This is a genomic window from Salmonella sp. SJTUF14076, assembly GCF_015534835.1.
Lineage (GTDB): Bacteria > Pseudomonadota > Gammaproteobacteria > Enterobacterales > Enterobacteriaceae > Salmonella > Salmonella enterica.
Window position 1 is genome coordinate 78,213 of sequence record NZ_CP064675.1, and the last position, 15,535, is coordinate 93,747.

Consider the following 15,535-nt stretch of genomic DNA (forward strand, 5'->3'; position numbering starts at 1 on the left):
TCCGTAAAAGTTACTTTAATTCAGGAAGCCCAACGTTTCATAAGCAGATGATACCTGGTGTTAAGAGCTGCAAGATCAGATTCGGTGAGGCCGGTGTAATAATTGGTTTTTTGCAAATGTGGATAACCGACCGGGAATAATGATTCGTCGTCATCAAGGCAGATAAATGCTTTAACTCGATGTGAAAATACAAAGTCCTCACACTCAGCAGCCCGCACACCTGACTGATTAGGTTTTAAATATACCGAATCGGTAGCACCTATGACTTTGTCTCTATAAGGTAGCCGGAAAAGAGATTTCAGGTAAGTTATACTGGCACATTCACGCCACGAACTGGAGATGACAATCACCATGGAAGGGCATTTATCCAGTAATTTTTCCACCAATGGCATTCGCTCAAAGGTTTCATTTTTGCACCTGTGACAAACCCCATCGAAATCTAAGAAAAGCACGACATGCGAATCAGGGAGAGGGCCCCATAAACCAGCTGTTGTTTCTTCAGGAACACATACTTCTTCATGAAGAGGGCTTTTCTGCATCAAGAAAGAAGAGAGAATCTTAAATATATTTCTTGCAGAAAAAGACAATTTATTACCCCTGAGTCTATGCGAATTTTTTGCGGGGGGGTACCCAAGCTACTCGATGATCTTCTGTAATATCAGGTTGAATTTATTTAACAACAGGAGTCGGGTTTTGCTCCGGGACATTTTTAGCTATATGGCCATTGTATCGAGGAGGTTGTTGGGTCCATTGATAAAGCTCACCCATCCCGTTACGCTGCTGGATCCGGCGATTGTACTTTACCATGAAGTTAAATATGTACTTTGCACGTACCTTTGGGGTTTTGCTGTTGTAATCTGCAATCCCTTCAAACACATTGCCCTTGCGATCAACAATTTTTCTGTAGAGCCACCATGTTCCAACCCAGAAACTAGCGCAAGCATCGTAAGCCAGAACCCGCCACGTTACAGTCGGGAAATGCTTTTTTATTTCAGGCAGATTGGATGAGTTGATCTGCATCGGGCCAATATCATAAGTGCCGTTAGTATTCCTGCTGAAAGTACCAACCTTACCGCCTTCATTGTCAAACAACGTAAAAACCAGTTCGGCATCAATTCCGAAGAAGCGGGCGGCATCCGTAATGCACTGAGTGTAAATCTCATCAGGAACGGGAATAGGTTTCACATCATCTGCTGGTGGTGTAAACACAACGATTTCTCCACTGAATCTACGTTTTATCTATTCTCCCATATATCTATCGACTTTCTTTCGGCTTTACCCGTTGATTTAAGCGTTTAAGCAAAATTCTGGAATTTTTGGGCGTGATAATATTAGTGCTCGATTCAAGGAGCATAAATGAAAAAAATTATTAAGGCATCGGTATTACTTCTTTCATTAAGTACCGCCTTCACGATGAATGCCGAGCCGGTTAATACAATGGTACTGCCAGATGCAGCCCGGGATAAGCTCAAAGCCATTGGGCTTTCAATCGAGCACGTCGAACCCTCGCCAGTAAAAGATATTTTTACGGTGATTTCCAGGGAGGGGGTAAGTTACGTGAGCAAAGACGGAGATTACATTTTTACCGGAAGCTTATTCCACGTGAAAGGTAAAGATGTGGTAAACACCACTGAGCAGGCCATTTTAATGGGCGTCCGGGAATTCGCATCCAAAACAAAATCCATCGACTACAAATCACCAAACGAAAAATACCGGCTTGCTATCTTTACCGATATAACCTGTGGATACTGCCAAAAACTGCATCATGATCTGAAGTCTTATCTTGATGCCGGTATTTCGATTAAGTTTCTTGCATTCCCACGTGCAGGACTGAACTCGGTAGTAGCCGGGAACATGGCCAAAATCTGGTGTTCAGCAAAGCCAAACGAAGCTCTGGATGCAGCGATGAATCCGGTTTCAACTATCCCGGAAGGACGTCCTGATGAGGCTTGCTTAAACATTATCAAATCGCATTTCCAGGTGGCCTCAACAATCCCGCTGCAAGGTACTCCTACCATGGTGACACTAAGCGGCAAACCGCAGTTATTTACGGGGTGGCTGAGCCCGGAAAACCTGGTGACCCAAATGGGCGCTGCGCAAAAGTAACTTTTCCGACTGTAAGAGGTGTGTATGAAATCTACTTTACTGAGTACGTTAATGCTGGTTGCTGTAGGTGTACAGCCCGTTTTCGCTGCACAATGTCAGTACGGAGCCTGTGGAACGGAAAACGATCCAGGAATCGTATTTCTGATGTCATCGGTACAAATGGATCAAGGTGAACAACTAAAGGAACTCTCTGGTGTTGCGACCACAGGTGACACCATCTCTAAAAAGATGGAAAGCTACCTGGGAAATAAAAAGCTCAAGGTAAACACCGACAGTACCCGCAAGGGGCCGGGTAATACCACCATCAGGCCTACAGATGAGCTCGCCCCAACGAGGCAACTAAAAGTTATCCGGCCCGAACTGGTAAAAAATCCCGATTCGCAGCTCGTGGTAGCTTTCAATGAGCGCCTGGCCTGATTTATTGACTGAGAGCGTCCAGAAGGAAAAAAGATGTCGATACTCAGTAACTTCGTCATCAGGGCAACGGGGATACCTGACAAAAAGTATCTCCGGGATCCCGTAATAAAACGTTGTTATGAACGTCTGAGTCGTAGGGTGCCTGCTCTAATGACGGGTTGGCTTCTGTGCATTCTGGGTTCAGGGTATGTCAGTATGGCACTGGAACAGCCTGATAGCACTGTGTTACTCAGTCTGCTGCTGTTGTATGTTATGTCAGGCATTTTACTGATGCAGTTCCAGTATATGTATTCAGAGCGAAGCATAGGCTACAAGTTCTACCTGGAAGTGCTTATGAATGCAGCCGCCAGTACTCAACATAAAGAACAGTTACAGTATCTAATCATTAATAAGCCCAATTCCATCACGATGGGCGATCTTTACCGACTTTATGATTTTAATGGGGGAGGGCGATAGCCACGTTTATGTGCGTGTCCAAAAGTCACTTTTGAACATTCTCTTCCCGCCGTCTGCTTTCAGTTCCAGGGGATCACTGCAACATAATTTCCGGAACGCAGCGGCGCATCAAATTTATCAGTAAAGGCGTCGATCATTGCTGAATAAGCAATGCTGTCTGACGGCACAGGTGCATTGCTTTGCATACTCACTTTCAGAACCTGCTTTGCTCCTTTCGCTGACGGGTATACCTCGACATCCAGCTGTCGCATATAGTGCATCTGCGACATCGTCTCAGTGCCTATTACCCCATCGACCGGCCTGTAGTCATAGTCAGTATGCGATTCGCCATGCTTGTCAGTTCTCGTTGTCTTTTTATCTACAACGTAGCCTGTCACCCCAGTAAGAAGCTGCTCGCTATACTGCATGTTCTCCTGTGAGCTGCTCATTCGGAACCTGAGCACATAATCTGGCTGGTGAGTGGAAATAATGACTCCTTTTTTTGCTAATCCATCAGCAAAACGGCCTGAAAACATTCTGGACTGAATACTTTCGTCCGGAGGGACTATCTGAAACCTTTTATTTGTAACAGGACGAGGCATTAGATCGTACGCATCTACCTGGTTTGCGAAATGATATCCACAACCACTCAAAAGCATTGCGGTTGTGAGTATAAAGCCCTGCCTAATCATCCTTTAATCTCCAAAAAGCATTGTTTCACGAATAATTCCGATTTACCGGGCCAGTATAATCCATCGCAGGTTAATAACTAACAGGCTGAAAAGCATAAAGGTAGCTATGTCTAAAGAATTTTATTTAAAACCGATGGCCACGATTTTAATTTCTGCGGTAATTGCTACCGCTGCCTCGGCGTTAATCGCGGCAACTTATTTTAAACCGAAGGTGCTCAGTGAGGAAGAAATTGGCAAAATTGCCGCTACTTACCTGGTAAAAAATCCCCATTATTTAGTGGAAGCAGGTAAGGCGCTGGAAAATCAGAACGTAAGTGCCTCAGTGGAACGAATAATTCCATATGCGCCAGCTCTGCTGGATACCAAGGAGACGCCAAACATCGGCCCGGATGACGCCGACGTCGCGGTAATCGAGTTCTTCGACTATCAGTGTATTTACTGCATGCGGGTTACACCTGTTGTTGAATCGGTAATGAATCAGAGCAAAGATGTAAAATTCTTCTTTAAAGAATTCCCGATTTTTGCCGGTTCAAAACCTGTATCTGCCATGGGGGCCGCTACGGGTCTGCACGTCTATCAGAATTTCGGTGCTGAAGCCTATCGTAAATACCACAACAACCTGATGGCTGTGGCTCATACCTTCATGACCTCTCAACGCAAATTCGAACTCAGCGACTTTAATACTGTGGTGGATAAGTCAGGGTTTAACAGCACGTTTTCTGACAGGGAAAAAAACCGATATGAAAACGTGATCTCCGGCAACATGCAGCTGGGCGAAGCGCTTGGGATCACCGGCACACCCGGCTTCATCATTATGAATATGAAAAAGCCGAATGCGGCGACTACCACATTTATCCCCGGGGCTATGGACGCAGCAACTTTGCAGGGCGCAATCGAAAAAGCTCGCGGGGCCTAAAGTTACTTTCACTTTTGATGAGTACGGCCATGCCGGTCATGGCCGCTACGCTTTTACAACGAGTAATTCATCCCAGCGGGTCGTATATCTCGGTGATAGCATGGCCTGTTTCATACGAAAATCCTGTTGAATGCCTTCCCCCAGCAAAAACAGAGCTCCGCGCTTTTCTTTATTGAACCGGTCCATAACTTTCATCAGTGCCTGACTGCCAGGCCTGGCCGGGCGCTCATCAAACAGGCTGAGTTGCTCTGTGCCGTCAGTCATAGCGGAGAGCATTACCCCAGCTTTCGCATACGCTATCCCGGGTTTGTAAATGCGGTTCAGGATGGTCATGGCTGCATCAACCAGATCGCGGGTGTCCTGTGTAGCGGTAAGCGGCTCGATACCACAATTGCTGTAGCGGTTTTCACCTTGCGCATAATTGCTGCTCTGAATGAAGACTGTGATTTGACGGGTCCACGAGCCATCCTTGCGCAGCTGCTCTGCCGCCCGGGCGGTAAAAAATGAAACTGCCTCATGTAGCTTGCCTATCTCATTAAGGCGCTGACCAAAACTTCTGGAAACGATAATCTGTTGCCGGACAGGAGGGGATTCATGCAGCCGGAAACATGGTTCGCCATGCAGTTCCCGCCAGGTACGCTCGATTTCAACGCCAAAGCTTTTACGTAAAAAGCGAACGTCGCTATTATAAAAATCACCGGCAGTGATGATCCCGAAAGCCGACAGGCGTTCACTGATCTTTTGACCAATACCCCATATTTCTCTGGTACTGATAAGGCCCAGGAGCTTCCTGATCCTGGCCTGATCAGTCAAAACTACAACCCCGCCTGTAGCTGCCCATCGTTTGCTCGCATAGGTGCATAATTTAGCCAGGGTTTTGGTGCTTGAACACCCCACACCACAGGTAAGGGACAGATTATGAAGAAGTGTACTTCTGATCAACCGGCCGTAATCTTCATAATCTATTATCTTGTTCATGTTTTTCAATAACATGAAATTTTCATCTATGCTATATCGACTCGATTGAGGCGCGAAGCTTTCCAGCGTTTCATGGAAGCGATTTGAGTAGTCTTCATACAAAGTAAAGTTAGAGCTCCGGACTTCGATCTGGTGTTGCTGAATCAAATCCCTGCACTTAAAAATTGGGGTCCCACGCTTAATACCAACGCTTTTAGCCAGGGTGATGCTGCCAACTTACTGATTTAGTGTATGATGGTGTTTTTGAGGTGCTCCAGTGGCTTCTGTTTCTATCAGCTGTCCCTCCTGTTCAGCTACTGACGGGGTGGTGCGTAACGGCAAAAGCACCGCCGGACATCAGCGCTATCTCTGCTCTCACTGCCGTAAAACATGGCAACTGCAGTTCACTTACACCGCTTCTCAACCCGGTACGCACCAGAAAATCATTGATATGGCCATGAATGGCGTTGGATGCCGGGCAACCGCCCGCATTATGGGCGTTGGCCTCAACACGATTTTCCGCCATTTAAAAAACTCAGGCCGCAGTCGGTAACCTCGCGCATACAGCCGGGCAGTGACGTCATCGTCTGCGCGGAAATGGACGAACAGTGGGGATACGTCGGGGCTAAATCGCGCCAGCGCTGGCTGTTTTACGCGTATGACAGGCTCCGGAAGACGGTTGTTGCGCACGTATTCGGTGAACGCACTATGGCGACGCTGGGGCGTCTTATGAGCCTGCTGTCACCCTTTGACGTGGTGATATGGATGACGGATGGCTGGCCGCTGTATGAATCCCGCCTGAAGGGAAAGCTGCACGTAATCAGCAAGCGATATACGCAGCGAATTGAGCGGCATAACCTGAATCTGAGGCAGCACCTGGCACGGCTGGGACGGAAGTCGCTGTCGTTCTCAAAATCGGTGGAGCTGCATGACAAAGTCATCGGGCATTATCTGAACATAAAACACTATCAATAAGTTGGAGTCATTACCGGAGAATTGTATCATTAACAGTCTAGTTCTAACGACTACCACTTTTAAGTATGTATTGAGCCAGTTTTATATTCAGGCACACCATATTGCACTCTAGCTCTTTCATCATTCTTGAAGAACTCTTAATTAAGTATTCTTCAAGTGGGCCAGCATATGCCCCTGATGTCACGATCGTTAGTTGCGTAAGAGGATGAGTCAAACTCTCAATGCCCTTCAGGATGTCATTCTGGACAGCAGCAATATAAACAGGCGAAGCCGCAATCAAATATTCATCATTCGGGCTGGACTGCATTAACTGGCTTATAGTTGCGCAACGGTTATGCTTACCTAGTGATTTTGTGATGGCTTTCCACCAGAGATCATGCCTGAATGGTACTTGATGAAATGTCGCCTCGTAAGAGGGCACCCGATCTCGACTATTTAAAAACCCCATCCCGGCAGAGATTATCCACAACTCCAGATTTCTGGTTGAGTTTAAAATTTCCTTTGCCGTAGACCAGTGATTACCTGAATACAAGGACAATGCCGGTACCGCCTGATTACTTCTGGCGTCGTCTACAATGTTACTCCAGGCATATGCTGCGTCGTCCGGGGTTTGTTTTGGATCTATGTCCAATGTCGGCCAGACGTGGCCCTGATGATTCTTGCCCTTTGTACAGGAAGTGATTAAGTGTACTGAGCGTTCAGAGAACATTATCTTCCTTACATACCCATAGAACAGCTTTCTAAGAACGGTGGGCTCGCCTGAAAATTACAAATCAGCCCCTTTCACGGCATCATTTTGATTCTTCGCGTCTGCCCCCAGTAAGATGACCGGTTTTCTGCATGACAGTGTTATTCCTAACAAACGCAACACAAAACCACGCCAGCCAGAGCAAATTTTTTCATTTGCTGCGTAAAGCCTATTGTTTTCTCTTTTAAGCTTCGCCCACTCGTTACAGAGGGTAACATCATCAAGCGCTGTTATATGCTTCGCCTCACCTTCGACGATAACGGTATGGATACCGTATGCTGTAAATCTCATACTATTTTCCAGAACCCAGTTGCGGTATTCGTCGAGTCCACCTTCGGAACCGGTAGCTCTGCGCCACATTTCAATTTGCTTGTGTGATGGGTCAAGTGTACTTGTCATTGAAGCCTCGTCTCAGCGATAACGCTTGAAATAGCCCGCTTTGGTCATCATGAAATTAGCCATCTGACTGGCGATTTGATTGTATCTTACTCATAGTGCCCTACCTATAGGTTAAAAAGGGGCATTTTCGCTTTATAGCGTGTTCAGCAGCATCAATCCTCCCAAGAAAGGCTGGCTTATTAAGCCGGTCCATCATTTTCTGTATATCTCTCATCAATTTTTATATCCGCCCTGGAGTGCACCGTTCAAGCACACCGATTAGGCAGATAGTCACTAGTTAACTCTTTACTAGTGACTAAATTCCATTGATATACGTGACAACGTCACGTCATGAAAGCTTATAAATGCCTATTTTTCATACAATGGGATTTAATTAGGAGTAAATCCCATAGGCTTACATAAGGATGACAATTAAAAGCGTTAAATATCAACCAGATAGAATGATTACCCCCAATTAATGGGCTCATCACATTATTTCACTGGCTGGGGTTATTGCTGGCATATCTGAAAGTGCTAATATGTTAGTCATTAGTAATTAGTAAAGCCTTTACTAAACGCGTTTCTACGTAAATTCTATAGGTTTTATAGGGTCCTTGTCCGAGGACAATAAAGTTGTACACAAAGCACTAAAGTTGTAACCATTCTCAAAAAACGACGCTAATGTTGTATACTTACTGAATGTGTGGTTATAGGGTTGGAGACTATAAAATGCACATATAGGTACGTATCAATGTCGTTTTTAGGGTACGATCATGGCTAGGGGTAGGCGTCTCAAATCCTATTTGGATTATGAAAATGCGCTAGGTGACGGCATAGGAGTGGGCTATGGCCAAAGTTATCAGCCCTGGCTTAGAGCTCAGGACGTTAAATCCCGTGGAAACCGTTCGATAGTCTTTGGCCTTAAGACGTTTCGAAACCATCATCTCCTTTCTTCTGTCGAAAGTAACTTTTTCTATCTGGCTGAGTTTAATGACTCGGTGATTGATATCCGGGAACAATTCCCACTCTTTCCTCTCCGGCTTACCCAACAAATAGCAAATCATCTACATTTTCAACATCCTATGGTGAGGGGAGTAAGAGGAGTACCTGTCGAAGTTCTGAATGTTATGACAACCGATTTTTTACTGACCTTGAGAACTCCTGAAGGCGGACTTCGATACAAAGCTATAGCAGTAAAACATAACGAGAGCATACCTGAACGCGAAGCCCAAAAACTTGAAATAGAGAGGATGTTTTGGCAGTTGATTGATGTTGAGTTTCAAATTTATGTTGGCTCGGAACTCAATAACGTCGTCGGTAAAAACATTTGCTGGGCTACTTCTGTATTAAGAGATGGTTCTGAATTTTATGATAAATATCCTCTTGATAAAATCCTATGGAAGCTTAAACCAGATGTTTATCCCATAGTAGGACTACGTGCAATGATTTCATCAATCTTTGGGGTAGATGCACAAGAAGCGATGATGTTATTGCAGGCAATGATTGGATTAAAAATGATAAATGTTGATTTATCATATCCAATACTCGAAACCGGTCTGATAAAGATAATTTCCAATGACCACTATATAGGACTGAACGCAAATGGATATTATTAGGAATTCAGTCTGGCTCTCTCAAGGCACTGATTTGCTTGCAGAGGGACTTTACCGTGTTTTGGATTTTGACAGAAAGGTCGATTTGTTAATTTTGTTTAAAATAAAATCAGAAAGAACGGGTAAGCCAATCCCTTTCTCATTTTCAATGTTTAAATATTATATTGAATCAAATAGCATAACTTGTAAAGATTATATATATCCTTCATATATGTTAGTAGATGAGAAAGAATTAACAGATAAAGACAGAGGAAGGCGAGATGAAAATTACAATATCATTAAAGATCTTGTAGATGACAGAATGTTTCTGTTCGACTATGCATTACATAAAAAGTCGCACCTTTTAATGGATTACTCAAGAAATAAAAAAATATCACAATATACTATCAGAACGCTTCTGGCGTTGTATTGGCGACATGGGCAGGATATTTATGCATTGCTACCCGCATTCTCGAACTGTGGCGCCGCTGGGAAAAGTAGAATCAAACATGAAATTAAACTTGGGAATTCCAAAAAAAACAGAGCATTACCTAATGAACGATCACGTGTTTTCATTCTTAATGAAAGAGATATAAATAATATTAGAAAATCTCTCATTACGTATCATTATAAAGTTAACGGAGATACGATAAAGAAAACATTAGAGAGACATATTGATTTGTATTTTAGGGATGAAATTAAAACAGCAAACCTAGAAAATAGAGCTCCATATGTTCCTTCTTTAAAACAATTTTCATACTGGAATAAAAAACTCTTCACTAAAGATTTCTCGATAAATAAGAAGAACACGAAAAAAGAAATAGACCTCAAAATGCGGGCGCTTTTAGGTAGTGTGGCTAATACAACTGTTTTGCCGGGTGATGTTTTCGAAATAGACTCAACTGTCGCTGATGTACATCTTATTTCGAGTTTAAACAGACGAAAAGTCATTGGGCGTCCTACTATTTATACAGTGGTGGATCGTGCAACAAGAATGATTGTTGGCCTTCATGTTTCTTTATACCATGCTTCATGGCGAGCCGCCCGACAAGCGTTAGCAAATTGCTTTATGCCAAAAAAAGAATATTGTAGATTATTTGGAATCTCTATTACTGATGATGATTGGCCTTGTTCTCACATTCCATTAACATTGATGTGTGACAACGGGGAGATGATTGGTCTTAAACCTCAGGAAGAGATGACCCCCCTGACAAAACTTGAGTTTGCGCCAGTCGGTAGAGGCGACAGAAAAAGCATTGTTGAACGCTGTTTCGGCATTCTGAATGATGAGGTTATTCATAGGCTTATTGGAACAACACGAAGGGGAAAGATTGTTAAAGGAGAGCCAACACCGCAATCCAGGGCTTGTTTAACGATTCAGGAGGTCACGTCTTTACTGATTCGGGAGATACTTGCACATAATCAGAGAACGTATGAGGAACTGGCTTATATCAATCCCTTACTGATTGAAAATGATCTCGTAATATCACCAAAAAATAGTTGGATGATAAGCTTAAAGCACGGGAGATTCAGCGCAAGAGCCGTTGGGGCCGACGAAGTGATCGCACGATTGTTAATCCCTGTGAACGCTAACATTACCGCCGGTGGGATTCAGTACAATAATCTTTTTTATGAATGTGATCCTGAAATTGCATCAGGTGTCAGAGTATTTGGAAGAACCACTTGTGAAGCAAGAATAGATGACAATTGCGTAGATTATATATATGTAAGATTTGACAAAAATAGCATTTTCAAAAAACATTACCTACTTAAGAAAAGAGATGTATTTAAAGGGAAAGCTCATCTTGATACAGATGTAATGGCTGATTGGGTAGATACTCAAAAAGAAATTAATTTATTTACTCTGGATTCGCTCAGCAATATCAATAATAAAGATGAATTTAACAGGAAAGGTAACGAAAGATTAAATGAAATATACGAATCTCGCCGGGTACATGGTAAAGATATTAAAAAGAACAGGAAAAATGAACTTGATTCATTAGGGCGAACTCATGTTGCTAATGGAAGATCTGAACCCCTACTTCCTTCATCCAGTAATGTTCTGCTTTTGCCTGGCCGGGAGGAGAAACAAAGATGGTTAAAAGGTAAGAAGAAGACTGAGGACGCAGAATAATGAATCTTATACGGCGCGTTTCAGCGATATATAAAGAACAGGAGTTACCTGAGTATCGTGGCAATCCCTTAATTGAAGCACTTCCTGAAGCGCTTACGGAAGATGAAGTACTTCTGGAAATGAGTTATTTCCCCGAAATTGACGAAAAAATCCGCTGGACTGCCCCGGCGAATGTTAGAGAGCAGTATGTCGAACGTATAAAGAAATTCCGTTGCCCTCAAACCAATCTTATCCAGGCTTATAAGATGATCTTACGGGCACTTAGGGAAAGCTATGCAGCTCGTAATCCTTTAAAAAGCGGAACAATTCAATATCTTCATTACTATGGAAATGAGCGTCCTGATATTGAGCCAGAAAGTGGATATTTTAAATCCCAGGCTGAAACTATTACGATAGTTGGAATGAGTGGTTCTGGAAAAACTACCATGATTGAGCAAGTCATGGATCATTTCCCTCAGATTATAGAACACAGCAGCTATAAAGGAGTTTTTCCCGGCTTCAGTAAGCAAATTGTATGGGTAAAGATTAATTGTCCATACAATTCAAGTGTGAGAGACCTTTGTGAAGAGATTTTACAAAAATTAGATGATGCAATTGGTATTGAACGAACTACACCTGAGATTAGAAATGGTGCTCTGGCTCGCCAGATTGCACAAAGAATTAAATCATCATTTTTGGGTATCCTTGTTATTGATGAAATGCAGAGGCTTAAATTTTCAAGAACCGGGGGTGAGAGTAAGTTGATTGATTTTTTACATGAAATTGTAGATTCCATGGGGGTATCTATGGTTTTTTGTGGAAATCATCCTTTTGACGAGACGCTGACAAAGAAAATGAGAATTGCCAGGCGGGCAGAGTCTGGTGGTTACATGAAAATTAAGAATGTTAGATACGATTCACAAGACTGGCAATCGTTTATTCATTATTTATGGCCATTACAATGGACAAATGTTGAAACTCCATTAAATGATGAGTTAAACGAAAAATTATTCATTTTATCTAAAGGCAATATTGGATTGGCTCAGATGATTTATCGGGGGGCACAATTAAAGGTTATCGGTAGCGGCAATGAAATCATCACTGGCGCAGTCTTGTCGGCCTCTGTACCGGTACTCGTGAGTCATACGGAGGAATATAAGGATACTCCACTCCCGGGGGCCGCGACTGAAGATGAGGAAGCTAAATGGCTCTCTGCATCTAATGAGGGTGATGCTTCGGCTAAAATCATGGCAGAGAAGTCCCTAAAGTCTTTGATCCCTGGGGATATAGACAGGCCACAGCACAAGGAATTCGTAGGAAAAATAGACGAGGTTTTGCGCAATTTCGACGAGAAAATACTGTCTCTTGACCACGATCTTGTTATCAACAGAACAGCTGAAAAGAAAAATACCTACGATGCTCTTCAGCGTTGCGGGCTTATAAATATAGATCCACTTAATAAATTGTAATGAGGTAACAGTTCGTAACGGTCAAAGAGAGGTGTGGGAAATGAGAATGTTGCCTGTTTTGCCTGATGAATCCTTGTTCAGCCGGTTTTGTCGGACAACTACCGTGTACGGTATGTCCCCATCTTCTCTGTTAACGATCATTTTCAACAAACCTGATATGAACGTCCATCCAATTCTCAATTCAGGATTAAAGGCTATTTCTCTTCATACATCCGAAAGTGCAGATCAGCTCTGGCATGAACAGACTTTACTCCCTCTTTTTGCCTGGGCACTACCAATCAGTCGTAATGAAATTATGGATTTCAACACGACCCCTGCCAGGCTTAATCGATTGTGCCGCCTTAGTAATTTTTCACTAGGGCAGCGCACACTATTGAAGTTTTGCCCGGTTTGCGCTCGTGAAGATACTTTTCATTATGGTGTTACTTATTGGCATCTGGCGCATCAGCTTCATGGGGTTACAACCTGCCATCGGCATCCGGTAGCGCTTGAAAGCATCCATGTCCCTTCTTCACCGCACATACGTATTGGACTGATGCCTCCTGTTTCGTATACAGAACAACTTAGCAATGAGATAGACTTCGATTTTGCTAAGTTTTGTTATGAGTCCCTAAATATAATCAGAAGAAAAGATATTACACACCCCAATTACATGGATGTACTTAAAAAGTTGAATTTATTATCATTGGATGGAAATTTAAAGAAAAATGTATTCTACGCACATGTTTATGCTAAGTGCCAGTTATTTGGGGAGGGTTCATCGGGACTTATACCAACATCCCTAACTGATTATCATTACTGGGAGCCTATACTCAAAGACAAATGTTGTCAGCATCCCACAAAGCATCTTTTGCTTTGTTATTGTTTGTTAAATACTTGCTGGCCAACGTATGCAGGAAGTCGTACTAATAAAAAGAAAGAAATCTTTAAAAGTCATAAGAAATACAGTTTTCATATAGTTGAAAATAATACTAGTGTTAGCAACCTTGGGAAGGAATTTAGTCGCAGCAGATGTTACATTAAAACACTTATTTATAAAAAATACCTGAGGGCGTTTAAGCGAAACACAAAAATTAATATATTCACTGAATTGCTTATCAAGTCTATGGCTGTAAGGGGGTTTAGTCTGGCATCCATAGCTGAGAAAAACTCATTATCGGAAGGAGCTGTATCCTCTGTAATTTCATCTTGTTACGGTTTATGCTCATGGCGTAAAAAATGTAAAAAAGATTCTTTAAGACGGCGTCATAAGCAGAAAATATTAAGATTTATACATAATCAATCCGTTTCTATAACACGAAAGTTAGTCAAAGAAAGTTGTTATGCAAGTTTCTATTGGCTAAATAAACATGAATGTGACTGGCTTAATTCCTGTCTTCCTAAAACAATACGATGCTATAAAAATAAAAGAGTAGACTGGAGCGAGAGAGATATTATCTCATCATCATTAATAAATGATGTTTTATCTCAGGGGCAGTACTCGATGTCACTTACAAGTCTAGATGCTTTACTGGGAGGGCATGGCTGGCTTTTGAAATACAGAGATAAACTACCAATGACAATGATACTTCTCAGAAAAATGGAACTAATTAAATAAGAGGGAGTTATATGGTTTACGAAAATGAATTGTGGCACAGTTTTCTTCTGCGTTCACAGATAATGTATAACTTATCCAATTGCAGGAACATAATATCAAAGCATGGCGCACTAAGGTACGATGCCTTTCCTCGTTTCGAACTGATTGATATGTACAAATTGCATAGCTTGCAGGATATATATGACATTCTTGCCACTAGAAATGGTTATATACTAACTTCCAATATAGTGTCGTTATCTTCTGGTGTTTACGGGTATTTTAACGCTGTTGAAGATGCCTGTCGGAAAAATTTTCACATAACTAATTCATATCCATTGGTAAACATCTCAAACATTCGTTACTGTCACAAATGTATTGTTGAAGATATACACTCTAAAGGCATTGGTTATCTGCGTCATAGATGGTTGTTTGAATCTAAATGTGCAGTTCATAGTACCAGTTTATATGAGGTTTGTTTTGATAACTATTTGAATGCAGTGAAAGGACTTAGTGACTTAATTATAAGTGGAATAAATCCTCATGGTTATTGTTCCCTTGTGGTTGACGTTTCAAACCCTTTCAAAAATCCAGTGTATATATTACCATGTGCACGTAATAAAATTTTAAAATGGATTTCGGACAATAAAAATATGCTGATTTACTTTCTCTTTGATCTCTTCAAATGTAAGTCGCATTCAAGTTTATCTAAGGTTATCGAAGTCAAGATAATGCATGATAGATATATTTCTGCGGTGTTCAAGATGTTAAGTGAAGTTAATTTTTGTAATTTCAACTCATTTATTTCTGATATTTTTGAGGACGTAAGTTATGCCTCTATCGGACTTGATGATTATTCTGTTAATGTGCATTTTCTCAGGCTAAGGGCTGCAGATTGTAAATTTTGCCAGTTGAATGGTAAATATTTTTGCTCACTTTACAATGTAAAACTTCTTCGCTAATTTCACTTCATTTATAAAATACTAAGAAAGCTAGTTAGATAAGGTTTTATATTTTGACTGGGGCAGGAATAAATTATCACTCATAGAGTTTCCCTGGGGGTTACCACCTGTGTATGATGCCGGTTAGCAACAACGTCTAAAAGACCTGCGATCACGTGGGTCCCTCTCCAGCAAAGGGGCAAGGGGTGCTATATAACGGTGT

Annotated in this window: 16 protein-coding genes; 10 read left to right on the forward strand and 6 right to left on the reverse strand. The window is 42.1% G+C overall.

All coding sequences use genetic code 11. The features are described 5' to 3' along the window. Nucleotides 1–20 precede the first annotated feature (20 nt). Together HU143_RS23060 and HU143_RS23065 are read right to left on the reverse strand one after the other, a co-directional pair. A complete protein-coding gene (locus HU143_RS23060; RefSeq protein ID WP_015059500.1) occupies nucleotides 21–539 on the reverse strand; it encodes an HAD domain-containing protein in 519 nt (172 codons plus the stop codon). A 130-nt stretch (nucleotides 540–669) separates the two neighbouring features. Next, nucleotides 670–1,209: a lytic transglycosylase domain-containing protein gene (locus HU143_RS23065; RefSeq protein WP_000494967.1), complete on the reverse strand. Its 540-nt coding sequence runs from the start codon at nucleotides 1,207–1,209 to the stop codon at nucleotides 670–672. A 147-nt stretch (nucleotides 1,210–1,356) separates the two neighbouring features. Between HU143_RS23065 and HU143_RS23070 the strand changes: the two genes are divergently transcribed. The 3 genes from HU143_RS23070 to HU143_RS24700 all read left to right on the forward strand — a co-directional run bounded on the left by HU143_RS23070 (nucleotide 1,357) and on the right by HU143_RS24700 (nucleotide 2,979). Continuing rightward, nucleotides 1,357–2,106 (forward strand): thioredoxin fold domain-containing protein, encoded by a 750-nt coding sequence (locus tag HU143_RS23070; RefSeq protein WP_000720274.1) that lies wholly within the window; start codon nucleotides 1,357–1,359, stop codon nucleotides 2,104–2,106. Nucleotides 2,107–2,130: 24 nt separating this feature from the next. Continuing rightward, a complete protein-coding gene (locus tag HU143_RS23075; RefSeq protein WP_000843244.1) occupies nucleotides 2,131–2,523 on the forward strand; it encodes a hypothetical protein in 393 nt (130 codons plus the stop codon). A 195-nt stretch (nucleotides 2,524–2,718) separates the two neighbouring features. Next, nucleotides 2,719–2,979, forward strand: coding sequence for a hypothetical protein (locus HU143_RS24700; RefSeq protein ID WP_001424629.1), 261 nt, complete (start codon nucleotides 2,719–2,721; stop codon nucleotides 2,977–2,979). A gap of 59 nt (nucleotides 2,980–3,038) precedes the next feature. On the opposite strand, the gene HU143_RS24705 is transcribed toward HU143_RS24700, so the two are convergent. Beyond that, complete coding sequence (locus tag HU143_RS24705) at nucleotides 3,039–3,386, reverse strand: hypothetical protein (protein WP_001684081.1); 348 nt, start codon at nucleotides 3,384–3,386, stop codon at nucleotides 3,039–3,041. A gap of 370 nt (nucleotides 3,387–3,756) precedes the next feature. Here HU143_RS24705 and HU143_RS23090 point away from each other — a divergent pair, with 370 nt between their 5' ends. Further along, on the forward strand, nucleotides 3,757–4,566 hold the full coding sequence (locus HU143_RS23090) for a DsbA family protein (RefSeq protein ID WP_000031377.1): 810 nt from the start codon (nucleotides 3,757–3,759) through the stop codon (nucleotides 4,564–4,566). 45 nt (nucleotides 4,567–4,611) lie between these two features. Here the strand turns inward: HU143_RS23090 and HU143_RS23095 are convergent, their stop codons facing one another. Next, nucleotides 4,612–5,751: a DUF4113 domain-containing protein gene (locus HU143_RS23095; RefSeq protein WP_324250255.1), complete on the reverse strand. Its 1,140-nt coding sequence runs from the start codon at nucleotides 5,749–5,751 to the stop codon at nucleotides 4,612–4,614. A gap of 49 nt (nucleotides 5,752–5,800) precedes the next feature. Between HU143_RS23095 and HU143_RS23100 the strand changes: the two genes are divergently transcribed. Beyond that, a protein-coding gene (locus tag HU143_RS23100) for an IS1-like element IS1B family transposase (RefSeq protein ID WP_095033700.1) occupies nucleotides 5,801–6,498 on the forward strand; the annotation gives its coding sequence in 2 pieces (ribosomal slippage) (nucleotides 5,801–6,050 and nucleotides 6,050–6,498; 699 coding nt in all). A gap of 43 nt (nucleotides 6,499–6,541) precedes the next feature. Here the strand turns inward: HU143_RS23100 and HU143_RS23105 are convergent. Together HU143_RS23105 and HU143_RS23110 are read right to left on the reverse strand one after the other, a co-directional pair. Beyond that, nucleotides 6,542–7,207: a hypothetical protein gene (locus tag HU143_RS23105; protein ID WP_000490638.1), complete on the reverse strand. Its 666-nt coding sequence runs from the start codon at nucleotides 7,205–7,207 to the stop codon at nucleotides 6,542–6,544. A gap of 57 nt (nucleotides 7,208–7,264) precedes the next feature. After that, on the reverse strand, nucleotides 7,265–7,645 hold the full coding sequence (locus HU143_RS23110) for a hypothetical protein (protein ID WP_001426317.1): 381 nt from the start codon (nucleotides 7,643–7,645) through the stop codon (nucleotides 7,265–7,267). A 752-nt stretch (nucleotides 7,646–8,397) separates the two neighbouring features. Here HU143_RS23110 and HU143_RS23115 point away from each other — a divergent pair. Genes HU143_RS23115 through HU143_RS23135 form a run of 5 tightly spaced genes read left to right on the forward strand, consistent with a single transcriptional unit; the run spans nucleotide 8,398 to nucleotide 15,333 of the window. After that, entirely contained in the window at nucleotides 8,398–9,240 is an 843-nt protein-coding gene (locus tag HU143_RS23115) for a TnsA endonuclease N-terminal domain-containing protein (RefSeq protein WP_000090707.1), read from the forward strand. Beyond that, nucleotides 9,227–11,350: a transposase gene (locus tag HU143_RS23120; protein WP_000351437.1), complete on the forward strand. Its 2,124-nt coding sequence runs from the start codon at nucleotides 9,227–9,229 to the stop codon at nucleotides 11,348–11,350. Before HU143_RS23115 ends, HU143_RS23120 begins: the two co-directional genes overlap by 14 nt. Continuing rightward, nucleotides 11,350–12,798, forward strand: coding sequence for an ATP-binding protein (locus tag HU143_RS23125; RefSeq protein ID WP_001049180.1), 1,449 nt, complete (start codon nucleotides 11,350–11,352; stop codon nucleotides 12,796–12,798). The genes HU143_RS23120 and HU143_RS23125 overlap by 1 nt, the downstream gene beginning before the upstream one ends. A 40-nt stretch (nucleotides 12,799–12,838) precedes the next feature. Further along, nucleotides 12,839–14,395: a TnsD family Tn7-like transposition protein gene (locus HU143_RS23130; RefSeq protein ID WP_001324699.1), complete on the forward strand. Its 1,557-nt coding sequence runs from the start codon at nucleotides 12,839–12,841 to the stop codon at nucleotides 14,393–14,395. An 11-nt stretch (nucleotides 14,396–14,406) separates the two neighbouring features. Continuing rightward, nucleotides 14,407–15,333, forward strand: a complete 927-nt coding sequence (locus HU143_RS23135) for a hypothetical protein (protein WP_000262423.1) — start codon at nucleotides 14,407–14,409, stop codon at nucleotides 15,331–15,333. Nucleotides 15,334–15,535: the final 202 nt, after the last annotated feature.